Annotated in this window: 11 protein-coding genes; all 11 read left to right on the forward strand. The window is 70.1% G+C overall.

Translation table 11 applies throughout. The annotated features are described in order from the left end of the window. Positions 1 to 18: 18 nt before the first annotated feature. The 11 genes from uvrC (at position 19) to pgi (ending at position 14,293) form a co-directional block, all read left to right on the forward strand. The gene (gene uvrC / locus ACZ44S_RS16435; protein WP_466929341.1) at positions 19 to 2,121 is read left to right on the forward strand and encodes an excinuclease ABC subunit UvrC; all 2,103 of its coding nucleotides are present in this window, start codon (positions 19 to 21) and stop codon (positions 2,119 to 2,121) included. Then, on the forward strand, positions 2,118 to 3,122 hold the full coding sequence (gene rapZ, locus ACZ44S_RS16440) for an RNase adapter RapZ (RefSeq protein WP_466929343.1): 1,005 nt from the start codon (positions 2,118 to 2,120) through the stop codon (positions 3,120 to 3,122). The genes uvrC and rapZ overlap by 4 nt, the downstream gene beginning before the upstream one ends. After that, complete coding sequence (locus tag ACZ44S_RS16445) at positions 3,119 to 4,186, forward strand: gluconeogenesis factor YvcK family protein (RefSeq protein WP_466929346.1); 1,068 nt, start codon at positions 3,119 to 3,121, stop codon at positions 4,184 to 4,186. The genes rapZ and ACZ44S_RS16445 overlap by 4 nt, the downstream gene beginning before the upstream one ends. After that, on the forward strand, positions 4,177 to 5,166 hold the full coding sequence (gene whiA, locus ACZ44S_RS16450) for a DNA-binding protein WhiA (protein WP_190161913.1): 990 nt from the start codon (positions 4,177 to 4,179) through the stop codon (positions 5,164 to 5,166). Before ACZ44S_RS16445 ends, whiA begins: the two co-directional genes overlap by 10 nt. 146 nt (positions 5,167 to 5,312) lie before the next feature. Further along, positions 5,313 to 8,267 carry a M14 family metallopeptidase gene (locus ACZ44S_RS16455; protein ID WP_466929349.1) on the forward strand — a complete coding sequence of 985 codons (2,955 nt, stop codon included), beginning with the start codon at positions 5,313 to 5,315 and terminating at the stop codon, positions 8,265 to 8,267. 226 nt (positions 8,268 to 8,493) lie between these two features. Continuing rightward, positions 8,494 to 9,501 carry a type I glyceraldehyde-3-phosphate dehydrogenase gene (gene gap / locus ACZ44S_RS16460; RefSeq protein ID WP_466929352.1) on the forward strand — a complete coding sequence of 336 codons (1,008 nt, stop codon included), beginning with the start codon at positions 8,494 to 8,496 and terminating at the stop codon, positions 9,499 to 9,501. 146 nt (positions 9,502 to 9,647) lie between these two features. After that, positions 9,648 to 10,859 carry a phosphoglycerate kinase gene (locus ACZ44S_RS16465; RefSeq protein WP_466929354.1) on the forward strand — a complete coding sequence of 404 codons (1,212 nt, stop codon included), beginning with the start codon at positions 9,648 to 9,650 and terminating at the stop codon, positions 10,857 to 10,859. Positions 10,860 to 10,865: 6 nt separating this feature from the next. Then, positions 10,866 to 11,642 (forward strand): triose-phosphate isomerase, encoded by a 777-nt coding sequence (tpiA, locus tag ACZ44S_RS16470; protein ID WP_466929356.1) that lies wholly within the window; start codon positions 10,866 to 10,868, stop codon positions 11,640 to 11,642. A 101-nt stretch (positions 11,643 to 11,743) separates the two neighbouring features. Beyond that, the gene (gene secG, locus ACZ44S_RS16475; protein WP_016826779.1) at positions 11,744 to 11,974 is read left to right on the forward strand and encodes a preprotein translocase subunit SecG; all 231 of its coding nucleotides are present in this window, start codon (positions 11,744 to 11,746) and stop codon (positions 11,972 to 11,974) included. A 222-nt stretch (positions 11,975 to 12,196) separates the two neighbouring features. After that, a complete protein-coding gene (locus tag ACZ44S_RS16480; RefSeq protein ID WP_078066843.1) occupies positions 12,197 to 12,532 on the forward strand; it encodes an RNA polymerase-binding protein RbpA in 336 nt (111 codons plus the stop codon). 105 nt (positions 12,533 to 12,637) lie between these two features. Beyond that, positions 12,638 to 14,293, forward strand: a complete 1,656-nt coding sequence (pgi, locus tag ACZ44S_RS16485; RefSeq protein ID WP_466929359.1) for a glucose-6-phosphate isomerase — start codon at positions 12,638 to 12,640, stop codon at positions 14,291 to 14,293. The last annotated feature ends 55 nt before the right edge of the window (positions 14,294 to 14,348 follow it).

A 14,348-nucleotide genomic window follows, 5' to 3' on the forward strand; every position in this document is an offset into this window, starting at 1 on the left:
GCCAGTAGGGTGTGAGACATGGCCGACCCCTCCAGCTACCGCCCCAAACCGGGTGAGATCCCCGACTCGCCGGGGGTCTACCGGTTCCGCGACGAGCACCGCCGGGTGATCTACGTCGGAAAGGCGAAAAGCCTGCGCCAGCGCCTGGCGAACTACTTCCAGGACCTGGCCGGACTGCACCCGCGCACCCGCTCGATGGTCACCACGGCCGCGTCCGTGGAGTGGACGGTGGTGTCCACGGAGGTCGAGGCGCTCCAGCTGGAGTACTCCTGGATCAAGGAGTACGACCCCCGGTTCAACGTGAAGTACCGCGACGACAAGAGCTACCCCTACCTCGCGGTGACGATGAACGAGGACTTCCCGCGCGTCCAGGTGATGCGCGGTCACAAGAAGAAGGGCGTCCGCTACTTCGGTCCGTACGCGCACGCGTGGGCGATCCGCGACACCGTGGACCTGATGCTGCGCGTGTTCCCGGTGCGTACCTGCTCGGCCGGCGTCTTCAAGAACGCCTCCCGCACCGGCCGCCCCTGTCTGCTCGGCTACATCGGCAAGTGCTCGGCGCCCTGCGTGGACCGCATCTCCGCCGAGGACCACCGGGAACTGGCCGAGGAGTTCTGCGACTTCATGGCCGGCCGCACGGGCACGTACCTCCGCCGGCTGGAGCGGCAGATGGCGGAGGCCGCCGAGGAGATGGAGTACGAGCGGGCCGCGCGGCTCCGCGACGACATAGGGGCCCTGAAGAAGGCCATGGAGAAGAACGCCGTCGTGCTCGCCGACGCGACCGACGCCGATCTGATCGCGGTCGCCGAGGACGAGCTGGAGGCGGCCGTCCAGATCTTCCACGTCCGCGGCGGACGCGTGCGCGGCCAGCGCGGCTGGGTCACCGACAAGGTCGAGGAGATCACCACCGGCGCCCTGGTCGAGCACGCCCTCCAGCAGCTCTACGGCGAGGAGACCGGCGACGCGGTCCCCCGGGAGGTCCTGGTCCCCGCCCTGCCGGACCCCGTGGACCCGGTTCAGCAGTGGCTGACCGAGCGGCGCGGCTCGGGCGTCTCCCTGCGCATCCCGCAGCGCGGCGACAAGAAGGCCCTGATGGAGACCGTGCAGCGCAACGCCCAGCAGGCGCTCGTGCTGCACAAGACCAAGCGCGCCTCCGACCTCACCACGCGCTCCCGCGCGCTGGAGGAGATCACCGACGCCCTGGACCTGGACAGCGCCCCGCTGAGGATCGAGTGCTACGACATCTCGCATCTCCAGGGCGACGACGTGGTGGCCTCCATGGTCGTCTTCGAGGACGGACTGGCCCGCAAGAGCGAGTACCGGCGCTTCCAGATAAAGGGCTTCGCCGGGCAGGACGACGTCCGCTCCATGCACGAGGTGATCACCCGCCGGTTCCGGCGCTACCTCGCGGAGAAGGAGCGGACGGGGGAGTGGACCGACGGCGATGGGCCCGGCGCCGGGGACCCGGGCACCGGGGAGGCCGCCGGAGGTCTCGCCGAGCCGCCCGCGAGCACACTCACCGAGGACGACGGCCGGCCCAGGCGTTTCGCCTACCCGCCGCAGCTCGTGGTGGTCGACGGTGGTGCGCCGCAGGTCGCGGCGGCCCAGCGGGCACTCGACGAGCTCGGGATCGACGACATCGCCGTGTGCGGTCTCGCCAAGCGGCTGGAGGAGGTCTGGCTGCCGGGCGACGACGACCCCGTGGTGCTCCCGCGCACCAGCGAGGGCCTGTACCTGCTCCAGCGGGTCCGTGACGAGGCGCACCGCTTCGCGATCACCTATCAGCGCACCAAGCGGGCCAAGCGCTTCCGCTCCAGTCCCCTGGACGACGTGCCCGGCCTCGGCGACACCCGTAAGCAGGCACTGCTGAAGCACTTCGGTTCGTTGAAGAAGCTGCGATCGGCGACAATCGACCAGATCTGCGAGGTTCCGGGCATAGGCCGCAAGACGGCCGAGACGATCGCCGGGGCCCTCGCGCGGGCGGCACCCGCCGCCCCCGCCGTGAACACGGCCACGGGCGAGATCATGGATGACACGGAAGAACCCGGGCAGGCGACGGGTTCTCCCGGGGAGCCCGTGTCCACGGGCGCCCCGGACGAACGACGGGGGCAGGAGCAATGACGGAGCACGAGACAGGACGCGCGACGGAGCAGGACGGGGCGCGGCAGCACACCGGCGGGACCGCGACCCCCGGGCCCGCCCGCCAGGACAACGGAGCACAGGTGAAGACGGGCAAGGAACAGACCGGGGTCCCCGAGGCGGGCATCCCCGAGCTGGTGATCATCTCCGGCATGTCCGGGGCCGGCCGCTCGACGGCCGCGAAGTGTCTGGAGGACCTGGGCTGGTTCGTCGTCGACAACCTGCCCCCCGCGCTGATCACCACCATGGTGGAGCTCGGCGCGCGTTCCCAGGGCAACGTGGCGCGCATCGCCGTCGTCGTCGACGTGCGCGGCCGGCGCTTCTTCGACAATCTGCGCGAGTCCCTCGCCGACCTCGACGCGCGGGGCGTCACCCGGCGGACCGTCTTCCTGGAGTCCTCCGACGAGGCCCTGGTGCGCCGCTTCGAGTCCGTGCGCCGCCCGCACCCCCTGCAGGGTGACGGCCGGATCGTCGACGGCATCGCCGCCGAGCGGGAGCTGCTGCGCGAGCTGCGCGGCGACGCCGACCTGGTGATCGACACCTCCAGCCTCAACGTGCACGAGCTGCGCGCCAAGATGGACGCCCAGTTCGCCGGCGAGGAGGAACCCGAGCTGCGGGCCACCGTCATGTCCTTCGGCTTCAAGTACGGCCTCCCGGTCGACGCCGACCTCGTCGTGGACATGCGGTTCCTGCCCAACCCGCACTGGGTTCCGGAGCTGCGCCCCTACACCGGCCTCAACGAGGAGGTGGCGTCGTACGTCTTCAACCAGCCCGGCGCCAAGGAGTTCCTCGACCGGTACGCCGAGATGCTGCGCCTGGTCGCCGCCGGCTACCGCCGTGAGGGCAAGCGCTACGTGACCATCGCGGTCGGCTGCACGGGCGGCAAGCACCGCTCGGTCGCCATGTCGGAGAAGCTCGCCGCCCGGCTCGCCGCCGAGGGCGTGGAGACGGTGGTCGTCCACCGGGACATGGGACGGGAATGACGCGACGTACTCCGCGGCTGAGCCGGCTGCGCAGAGCGGTCCCCGAGGGCCGCGCCGGCCGGCCGGTCGAGACCCGTGGCGCCAGACCGCGCCGCCGGGGCACCCAGCCCAAGGTCGTCGCCCTCGGCGGCGGCATGGGCCTGTCCGCCTCGCTCGCCGCCCTGCGCCGGATCACCGGTGACCTCACCGCCGTGGTCACGGTCGCCGACGACGGCGGCTCCAGCGGACGCCTGCGCGACGAACTGGGCGTGCTGCCGCCCGGTGACCTGCGCAAAGCGCTGGCCGCGCTGTGCGGCGACGACGACTGGGGGCAGACCTGGGCCCGCGTCATCCAGCACCGCTTCCAGTCCCAGGGCGATCTGCACGAGCACGCGGTCGGCAATCTGCTGATCGTCGCCCTGTGGGAACAGCTCGGCGACCACGTGCAGGCGCTGGACCTGGTGGGACGGCTGCTCGGGGCGCACGGCCGGGTGCTGCCCATGTCCGCCGTGCCGCTCGAGCTCCAGGCCCGGGTCCTCGGCCACGACCCGGGGCGCCCCGACGACGTCGACACCGTCCGCGGACAGGCCACCGTCGCGCTCACCCCCGGCGAGGTGCAGTCCGTGCACCTCGTGCCGAACGATCCGCCCGCCGTCCCCGAGGCGGTCGCCGCGGTCCTCGACGCCGACTGGGTGGTGCTCGGGCCCGGCTCCTGGTTCTCCTCGGTCATCCCGCACCTGCTCGTGCCCGAACTGCTGGACGCTCTCATCGAGACCAAGGCGCGCCGGGTACTCTCGCTGAACCTCGCGCCGCAGCCGGGAGAAACCGAGGGCTTCTCCCCGCAGCGTCATTTGGAGGTTTTGGGACGACACGCCCCTAAACTCGCCCTGGACGTGGTGCTGGCCGACGAGGCCGCCGTGCCCGACCGCGATTCGCTGACCGAGGCCGCCGAGCGGTTCGGCGCCGCGGTCGAGCTGGCCCCGGTGGCCCGGCCCGACGGAAGCCCCCGGCACGATCCGGAGCTGTTGGCCGCCGCGTACGACCGTATTTTTCGGATGCATGGAAGGATCGGCCCATGGCGATGACGGCAGCGGTGAAGGACGAGATCAGCCGGCTCCCCGTCACCCGTACCTGCTGCAGGAAGGCGGAGGTCTCCGCCATTCTGCGGTTCGCCGGCGGCCTCCACCTGGTCAGCGGGCGCATCGTGATCGAGGCGGAGCTGGACACCGCGATGGCGGCCCGCCGCCTCAAGCGGGACATCCTGGAGATCTTCGGCCACAGCTCCGAACTGATCGTGATGGCGCCCGGCGGACTGCGCCGCGGCTCGCGCTACGTCGTCCGGGTGGTCGCGGGCGGCGATCAGCTGGCCCGGCAGACCGGTCTGGTCGACGGCCGGGGCCGCCCGATCCGCGGCCTGCCCCCGCAGGTGGTCTCGGGAGCCACCTGCGACGCCGAGGCGGCCTGGCGCGGTGCCTTCCTGGCCCACGGCTCGCTCACCGAGCCCGGCCGCTCCTCGTCCCTGGAGGTGACCTGCCCCGGCCCCGAGGCGGCGCTCGCCCTGGTCGGCGCGGCCCGCAGACTGCACATCGGCGCCAAGGCCCGTGAGGTGCGGGGGGTGGACCGCGTGGTGGTCCGCGACGGCGACGCGATCGGTGCGCTGCTCACCCGGCTCGGCGCGCACGAGTCGGTGCTGGCCTGGGAGGAGCGCCGGATGCGCCGCGAGGTGCGGGCCACGGCGAACCGGCTGGCCAACTTCGACGACGCCAACCTGCGCCGCTCCGCCCGCGCGGCGGTGGCGGCCGGTGCCCGGGTCCAGCGCGCGCTGGAGATCCTCGGCGACGACGTTCCCGAGCACCTCGCCGCGGCCGGCCGGCTGCGCATGGAGCACAAGCAGGCCTCCCTGGAGGAGCTGGGCGCGCTCGCCGACCCGCCGCTCACCAAGGACGCCGTGGCCGGCCGGATCCGCCGGCTGCTGGCCATGGCCGACAAGCGCGCCTCCGACCTCGGCATCCCGGGCACCGAGGCCAACCTCAGCGAGGAGCTGGCCGACAACCTCGTCGGCTGACACCACGTCAGAAGACCGGCACCGTCATCCACTTGGGTGGCCGGCGCCGGTTTTCGTGTGTCGTGACGGCACCCTTGACTCGATCATGTTGTGTCATGAGCCTGGCATCTGTTCGCTGCTGTGGCGGACCACTCTCTGGGGGGCTCATGAGACACAGAGCGAGATCGATCCTCGCTGTCGGCACGCTCCTGATCGGCGGAGCGAGCCTCGCACCCAGCGCCCAGGCACAGCCCGGAAACCCCGCGGCCTCCGACCCCGAGGAAGTCAAGGTCTTCCGCGCCGACGTCACCAAGGAACAGGTGTCCCTGCTCCTGGCGGCCGGGCAGGACGGCCATGAACTCGGCGAGCGCGTGCCCGACGAGGGCACCGCCACCGTCGAGGTCTACCTGACCGACGGACAGGCCGAGAAACTGGAGAAACAGGGCGTCGGCCTCACCGAGCACACACTCTCCGACCGCGCCGTGAACCGCGTCGAGGACGCCGCCGAGGGCGTGTTCCGCCCGTACAGCGGAAAGGGCGGCATCCAGGAGGAGATCCTCCGCACCGCACGGGAGCACCCGGACCTCACCAAGGTCGTTTCCATCGGCAAGACGGTCGAGGGCCAGGACATCCTCGCCCTGAAGCTCACCAAGAAGGCCAGGAAGACCGGGGACGGCTCGAAACCGGCCGTCCTCTACATGTCCAACCAGCACGCACGTGAGTGGATCACCCCGGAGATGACCCGGCGGCTGATGCACCACTACCTGGACAAGTACAGGACGGACAAGCGGATCAGGAAGATCGTCGACACCACGGAACTGTGGTTCGTCCTCTCCGCCAACCCCGACGGCTACGACTACACCTTCGCCGACGACGACAACCGCCTGTGGCGCAAGAACCTGCGGGACGTCAACGGCGACGGCGCCATCGGCACCGGCGACGGCGTCGACCTCAACCGCAACTTCCCCTACAAGTGGGGCTACGACGACGAGGGCTCGTCGCCCAACCCCACCAGCCAGACCTACCGCGGCGCGAGCCCGGGCTCCGAACCGGAGACCAAGGCTATCGACGCCTTCCAGAAGCGCATCGGCTTCACCTACGGCATCAACTACCACTCTGCCGCCGAACTCCTCCTCTACGGAGTCGGCTGGCAGGTGGCCACGCCGACCCCCGACGACGTCCTCTACGAGGCCCTCGCCGGCACGCCCGGCAACTCGGCGATCCCCGGCTACCACCCGCAGCTGTCCTCCGAGCTCTACACCACCAACGGTGAGGCGGACGGCCACGCGGCCAACGTCAACGGCATGGCGATGTTCACCCCCGAGATGTCGACCTGCCAGACCGTGTCCGACTCCGACCCCGACGACGAGTGGAACGCCCGCGACTGCCGGTCGGGCTTCAACTTCCCCGACGACGAGAAGCTGATCCAGCAGGAGTTCGCCAAGAACATCCCGTTCGCGCTCTCCGTCGCCGAGTCCGCCGCCCACCCCGACCGGCCGTCCTCCTCGGTCGGCCTGAAGGCCGCCGACTTCACCCCGGCCGGGTTCGCCACGTCCTACGCGCGCGGAGCCGGCCAGGAGGTCTCCGTGGTCGCCCGCAAAGCCGTGCGCGACAAGGAACTCAAGTACCGCGTCAACGGCGGCCGTACGCACGACGTCGACCTCAGGCGCTGGCGGGGCGGCGAGCGGTACGGCGGCGAGGACAACCTCTACTTCGACGAGTACCGGGCCAAGGTGAGGCACGGCAAACCGGGCGACAAGGTCGAGGTGTGGTTCACCGGAGAGGCCCGCAGGGGCAGGAGCGTCTCCAGCGAGCACTTCACCTACACCGTGGCCGAACGGCCCCGCGCGGACGTCCTCGTCGTCTCCGAGGAGGGCGCGAAGGCCACCCAGACCCAGAAGTACGTCGACGCGCTCAGGGCCAACGGCCGCCGCGCGGCGGTCTGGGACGTGGCCGAGCGGGGCGCCCCGGACGCGCTCGGGGTGCTGAGCCACTTCCACACGGTCGTGCACCACACCGGCGCCGCGACCCCGGGCGTCGCCACCCAGCTCCAGCTGCGGGCCTTCCTCAACGAGGGCGGCCGGCTGATCGAGGCCGGCGAGCAGGCGGGCGGCAGCGTCGACCTCGGCGGTGGCACGCCCTCCGACGACTTCAGTCAGTACTACCTGGGCGCCTACAGCCGCACCTCCACCCCCGGGGTCACCGCGTTCACCGGTTCCGGCGGGCTGGGCGGCTTCACCGGCCCGCTCGGCGACGCGCCCGGCAACCCGCTGGACCGGGCAGGCACCTACGGTGTCACCTCCGACGAACTGCCCGCCGAGGACCATCCGCAGTTCGCGAGCGCGGGCGCCGGGCAGTTCCCCGGGACGGTCAACCCGTACGGGCCCTACGCCGGCTCCTCCATGGCGGCGGCCGTGCACACAGACGACGGCTACAAGCGCCTCACCCGCACCGTCGACCTCACCGGTGTCACCGCCGCCGAGCGGCCCACCCTGCGCACCCAGCTGCTGTGGGACACCGAGCCGGGCTACGACAACGTCATCGTCGAGGCGCACACCGCCGGCGCCGACGACTGGACGACCCTGCCGGAGGCCGGCGGGGCGACCCGCACCACCGTGCCGACCGAGTGCGCGGCCGGTTTCTACATGGGCGAGCACCCCTGGCTGGGGCACTACCTGACCCTCGCCGACGGCGGCTGCACCGCGACCGGCACCACCGGTTCCTGGAACAGCCTCACCGGGTCGTCCAGCGGCTGGCAGCAGGTCGACTTCGACCTGAGCGCCTACGCCGGCAAGACGGTCGAAATCTCCCTGGCCTACGTCACCGACCCGGGCAGCGGCGGTCACGGCGTCCTCGCCGACGAGGCCTCTCTCGTCGTCGGCGGCACGGCCACCGGGACCGAGGGCTTCGAGACCTCCCTCGGCGTCTGGAGGGTCTCCGGGCCTCCCGCGGGCAGCCCGGCCGTCCTGAAGGACTGGGCCCGCACCGGAGCGCTGTTCCGGACGTACGGAGCGGTCACCACCGACGACACCGTGCTGCTGGGCTTCGGCCTGGAGCACCTGACCTCCGCGGCCGACCGGTCCGCCCTGCTGAGGAAGGCGCTCGCCGCCCTCGAGAGCTGACGCGACAGGTCAACGGAGACCCACGATCCGTAGCGAAATGGGGTGAGAAGGGCGTGTCGGCGAGGGCGGTCCGTACCCTACTGGCGGGTACGGACCGCCCTGCCGGGTATGGGGCAACTCGATGTCACGACCGGGGCCCCGGAGAGGTAGGGTCGACAGTGGTCGGGGACATCCCAAATACAGCTCGCCGGCGTCACAGCCGGCGTACCAACGAGGAGATCGGTTCGTGACGATCCGCGTAGGCATCAACGGGTTTGGCCGCATCGGTCGCAACTACTTCCGCGCATTGCTGGAGCAGGGCGCCGACATCGAGATCGTGGCCGTCAACGACCTGGGTGACACGGCGACCACTGCACACCTGCTGAAGTACGACACCATCCTGGGCCGCCTCAAGCAGGAGGTCTCGCACACCGAGGACACCATCACCGTCGGAGACAAGACGGTCAAGGTCCTCTCCGAGCGCAACCCCGCCGACATTCCGTGGGGCGAGCTGGGCGTCGACATCGTCATCGAGTCGACCGGCATCTTCACCAAGAAGGAAGACGCCGAGAAGCACATCACCGGCGGCGCCAAGAAGGTCATCATCTCCGCCCCGGCGAAGAACGAGGACATCACCCTCGTCATGGGCGTGAACCACGACCAGTACGACGCGGCGAACCACCACGTCATCTCCAACGCCTCCTGCACCACCAACTGCGTGGCGCCGATGGCGAAGGTCCTCGACGAGAACTTCGGCATCGTCAAGGGCCTGATGACGACGGTCCACGCGTACACGAACGACCAGCGCATCCTGGACTTCCCGCACAAGGACCTGCGCCGCGCCCGCGCCGCCGCCGAGAACATCATCCCGACCACCACCGGTGCCGCGAAGGCCACCGCCCTGGTGCTGCCGCAGCTCAAGGGCAAGCTGGACGGCATGGCCATGCGCGTCCCGGTCCCGACCGGCTCCGTCACGGACCTGGTGGTCGAGCTCTCCCGTGAGGTCACCAAGGAAGAGGTCAACGCCGCCTTCCAGAAGGCCGCCGAGGGCGAGCTGAAGGGCTACCTCGAGTACACCGAGGACGCGATCGTCTCCTCCGACATCGTCAACGCCCCGGCGTCCTGCACCTTCGACTCCTCCCTGACCATGGTCCAGGACGGTAAGAACGTGAAGGTCATCGGCTGGTACGACAACGAGTGGGGCTACAGCAACCGCCTCGTCGACCTGACGGTCTTCGTGGGCAACCAGCTCTGAGCGTGGAGCAGGCGGCCTGATATGAGTGCAGGGCTCGGCCGGCGCGGCAACGCGCTGTCCGAGCCCTGACGCACGTATCGGAACGGTTGCCCTCTTTCGATCACGAGCGATCACGAGCGAACACGAGCTCTAGCCAGGGAGCCCCTATGAAGACGATCGACGAACTCCTCTCCGAAGGTGTCGCGGGCAAGCGGGTCTTCGTCCGCGCCGACCTCAACGTGCCGCTGGACGGCACCACCATCACCGACGACGGCCGCATCCGTGCCGTGGTGCCCACCGTCAAGGCCCTCGCCGAGTCGGGCGCCCGCGTGGTCGTGGCCTCGCACCTCGGCCGCCCCAAGGGCGCCCCGGACCCCGCCTTCTCGCTCGCCCCGGCCGCCGCGCGCCTCGGCGAACTCCTCGGTGCCGACGTCGCCTTCGCCACCGACACGGTCGGCGACTCCGCCACTTCCACCGTCGCCGGCCTCGCAGACGGACAGGTCGCGGTCATCGAGAACCTGCGCTTCAACGCCGGCGAGACGTCCAAGGACGACGCCGAGCGCGGCGCCTTCGCCGACCGGCTGGCCGCCCTCGCCGACGTCTACGTCGGCGACGGCTTCGGTGCGGTCCACCGCAAGCATGCCTCGGTCTTCGACCTCCCGGCCCGGCTGCCGCACTACGCCGGCCACCTCATCGCCACCGAGGTCGGCGTGCTGAAGAAGCTCACCGACGACGTCAAGCGGCCCTACGTCGTCGCTCTCGGCGGCGCCAAGGTCTCCGACAAGCTCGCCGTCATCGACCAGCTGCTCGGCAAGGCCGACCGCATCCTCATCGGCGGCGGCATGGCCTACACCTTCCTCAAGGCCCAGGGCCACGAGATCGGCTCCTCCCTGCTGCAGGAGGACCAGATTCCCGCCGTACGGGAGTACCTGGAGCGCGCGGAGAAGAACGGCGTCGAGCTGGTGCTGCCGGTCGACACGCTGGTCGGGGCGGAGTTCCCCGACATGAAGGCCAAGGCGCCCTCCCACCCCGCCACCGTCGCCGCGGACGCCATCCCGGCCGGCCACATGGGTCTGGACATCGGTCCCGAGACCCGCAAGCTGTACGCCTCGAAGCTCGCCGACGCCGCCACCGTCTTCTGGAACGGCCCCATGGGCGTCTTCGAGCACCCCGACTACGCCGAGGGCACCAAGGCGGTCGCCCAGGCCCTCATCGACTCCCCGGGCTTCACCGTGGTGGGCGGCGGAGACTCCGCCGCGGCGGTCCGTACCCTGGGCTTCGACGAGCAGGCATTCGGCCACATCTCGACCGGAGGCGGCGCCTCCCTCGAATACCTCGAGGGCAAGACGCTCCCCGGCCTCGCCGCACTGGAGGACTGACCCTCAATGACCACCCGTACGCCGCTGATGGCGGGCAACTGGAAGATGAACCTCAACCACCTCGAGGCCATCGCCCACGTCCAGAAGCTCGCCTTCGCCCTGGCCGACAAGGACTACGAGGCCGTCGAGGTCGCGGTCCTGCCGCCCTTCACCGACCTGCGCTCCGTGCAGACCCTCGTCGACGGCGACAAGCTGAAGATCAAGTACGGCGCCCAGGACATCTCGGCACACGACGGCGGGGCCTACACCGGTGAGATCTCCGGTCCCATGCTGGCCAAGCTGAAGTGCACCTACGTGGCCATCGGCCACTCCGAGCGCCGCCAGTACCACGCGGAGACCGACGAGATCGTCAACGCCAAGGTGAAGGCCGCCTACAGGCACGGCATCACCCCCATCCTCTGCGTCGGCGAGGAGCTGGAGGTCCGCGAGGCGGGCAAACACGTCTCCCACACCCTCGCCCAGGTCGAGGGCGGTCTGAAGGACCTCCCGGCCGAGCAGGCCGAGTCGATCGTGATCGCCTACGAGCCGGTGTGGGCCATCGGCACCGGCAAGGTCTGCGGTGCCGAGGACGCCCAGGAGGTCTGCGCCGCCATCCGCGGCAAGCTGGCCGAGCTCTACACCCAGGAGCTGGCCGACCGGGTCCGCATCCAGTACGGCGGCTCGGTCAAGTCCGGCAACGTCGCCGAGATCATGGCGCAGGCCGACATCGACGGTGCCCTGGTCGGCGGCGCTTCGCTGGACGCCGACGAGTTCGTCAAGATCATCCGATTCCGCGACCAGTGAGTATGCGGTAACGACGATTCGTCGTACCCTTGCGGGGTCCAGCAGTGTGCTGGGCCCCGCGTCGTCCATCCGAATCCGAGGAAGTTGGTCCAGCCGTGGTTATGGGGTTCTCCATCGCCCTGATCGTCTTCAGCCTGCTGCTGATGCTGCTGGTGCTGATGCACAAGGGGAAGGGCGGCGGCCTCTCCGACATGTTCGGTGGTGGCATGCAGTCCTCCGTCGGCGGCTCCTCGGTCGCCGAGCGCAACCTCGACCGGATCACCGTCGTGGTCGGTCTGCTCTGGTTCGCGTGCATCGTCGTGCTCGGCATCATGATGAAGGTCAACAACTGACCCGAGGGCACAACCCGCCCGAACGACCCACGCATTCCCCACGTAACGCCCCATGTTCGGTACGCGCAGCAGAGCGCGGCCTATCATGGGGCTTGCGTCTGGATGCGGGGACAGGTAACTCCTATCACTGGACGCGCGTTGGGCCTTACGTAGACTGAGGCGCTCGCAGCGAAGCGGAACGCCGACTCGCTTCGCGGCACCATGACGCAGGGAGTTACGACCGTGGCAAGTGGCAACGCGATCCGGGGAAGCCGGGTCGGGGCGGGGCCGATGGGCGAGGCCGAGCGCGGTGAGTCCGCGCCGCGGCTGCGCGTCTCCTTCTGGTGCTCCAACGGGCACGAGACACAGCCGAGCTTCGCAAGCGACGCGCAGGTGCCCGATACCTGGGACTGCCCCCGCTGCGGCTTTCCGGCCGGACAGGACCGCGACAACCCCCCGGACCCGCCGCGCACCGAGCCGTACAAGACCCACCTCGCCTATGTGCGGGAGCGGCGCAGCGACGCGGACGGTGAGGCGATCCTCGCCGAGGCGCTCGCCAAGCTGCGGGGCGAGATCTAGACCGGCCCGCACTCCGGACACCCTCGGTCCTCTTCACCGCTGATCAATTAGGTTGGGAACAGCCGGCACAGCGGGGACATCCAAGGAAGAAGGCTGAAGTCCGAGATGAACGCAGACGGCCGTACCAGGCTCAACCAGACGCCCGAGTGGACCGCACTGGCCAAGCACCGCGAGGAGCTCGGCGAGGTGCGGCTGCGCGAGCTGTTCGCCGCCGACCCCGGCCGCGGCACCGGGTACACCCTCCGGGTCGGTGACCTGTACGTCGACTACTCCAAGCACCTGGTCACCGACGAGACCCTGCGACTGCTGCGGGAGCTGGCCGCCGCCACCGACGTGTTCGGGCTGCGCGACGCCATGTTCCGCGGCGAGAAGATCAACACCACCGAGAACCGGGCCGTGCTGCACACCGCGCTGCGGGCCGCCCCGGACGCGGTGATCGAGGTCGACGGGGAGAACGTCGTCCCGGCCGTGCACGCCGTGCTCGACAAGATGGCCGACTTCGCCGGCCGCGTCCGCTCCGGCGAGTGGACCGGCCACACCGGCAGGCGCATCCGCAACGTCGTCAACGTCGGCATCGGCGGCTCCGACCTGGGTCCCGCCATGGCGTACGAGGTGCTGCGCGCCTGGACCGACCGTGACCTCACCGTCCGCTTCGTGTCCAACGTCGACGGCGCCGACCTGCACGAGGCCGTCCGGGACCTGGACCCGGCCGAGACGTTGTTCGTCATCGCGTCCAAGACCTTCACCACCATCGAGACGGTCACCAACGCCACCTCTGCGCGGTCCTGGCTGCTCAAGGGCCTCGGAGGCGACGAGAAGGCGGTCGCCAGGCACTTCGTCGCGCTGTCGACGAACGCGGAGAAGGTCGCCGAGTTCGGCATCGACACGGCGAACATGTTCGAGTTCTGGGACTGGGTCGGCGGACGCTACTCCTACGACTCCGCCATCGGCCTGTCCCTGATGATCGCCATCGGCCCGGACCGCTTCCGGGAGATGCTCGACGGATTCCGCATCGTCGACGAGCACTTCCGCACCGCCCCCGCCGAATCCAACGTGCCGCTGCTGCTGGGTCTGCTCGGCGTCTGGTACGGGAACTTCCACGACGCCCAGTCGCACGCGGTGCTGCCGTACTCGCACTACCTGTCGAAGTTCACCGCCTACCTCCAGCAGCTCGACATGGAGTCCAACGGCAAGTACGTCGGCCGGGACGGCCGCGAGGTGGAGTGGCAGACCGGTCCGGTGGTGTGGGGCACCCCGGGCACCAACGGGCAGCACGCCTACTACCAGTTGATTCACCAGGGGACGAAGCTGATCCCGGCCGACTTCATCGGCTTCGCCGAGCCCGTCGCCGAGCTGAGCGACGAACTCAAGGCCCAGCACGACCTGCTGATGGCCAACTTCTTCGCCCAGACCCAGGCCCTCGCCTTCGGCAAGACGCCGGACGAGGTGCGCGGCGAAGGGGTGCCTGAGGAGCTCGTCCCGCACAAGACGTTCAAGGGCGACCACCCCACCACCACGATCCTCGCGCGCGAGCTCACCCCGTCCGTGCTCGGCCAGCTCGTCGCGCTGTACGAGCACAAGGTGTTCATCCAGGGCGCGATCTGGAACATCGACTCCTTCGACCAGTGGGGCGTCGAGCTGGGCAAGGTCCTCGCCAAGCGCGTGGAGCCCGCGCTCACCGAGGGCGCCGAGGTGCCGGGACTGGACGCCTCGACCAAGGCCCTGGTCGCCACCTACCGGGAGCTGCGCGGTCGGCAGTGATCACGATGCGGACAGGCGGGCGGCGGGACGCCGTCCGCCTGTCGTAGACTCCCCG

It is taken from the genome of Streptomyces malachitofuscus, from assembly GCF_055571035.1.

Excerpts from the sequence above, each read along its gene's own strand:
- uvrC (WP_466929341.1), top strand. The coding sequence starts at position 19 with ATGGCCGACCCCTCCAGCTACCGCCCCAAACCGGGTGAGATCCCCGAC.
- rapZ (WP_466929343.1), top strand. The coding sequence starts at position 2,118 with ATGACGGAGCACGAGACAGGACGCGCGACGGAGCAGGACGGGGCGCGG.
- ACZ44S_RS16445 (WP_466929346.1), top strand. The coding sequence starts at position 3,119 with ATGACGCGACGTACTCCGCGGCTGAGCCGGCTGCGCAGAGCGGTCCCC.
- whiA (WP_190161913.1), top strand. The coding sequence starts at position 4,177 with ATGGCGATGACGGCAGCGGTGAAGGACGAGATCAGCCGGCTCCCCGTC.
- ACZ44S_RS16455 (WP_466929349.1), top strand. The coding sequence starts at position 5,313 with ATGAGACACAGAGCGAGATCGATCCTCGCTGTCGGCACGCTCCTGATC.
- ACZ44S_RS16465 (WP_466929354.1), top strand. The coding sequence starts at position 9,648 with ATGAAGACGATCGACGAACTCCTCTCCGAAGGTGTCGCGGGCAAGCGG.
- tpiA (WP_466929356.1), top strand. The coding sequence starts at position 10,866 with ATGACCACCCGTACGCCGCTGATGGCGGGCAACTGGAAGATGAACCTC.
- secG (WP_016826779.1), top strand. The coding sequence starts at position 11,744 with ATGGGGTTCTCCATCGCCCTGATCGTCTTCAGCCTGCTGCTGATGCTG.
- pgi (WP_466929359.1), top strand. The coding sequence starts at position 12,638 with ATGAACGCAGACGGCCGTACCAGGCTCAACCAGACGCCCGAGTGGACC.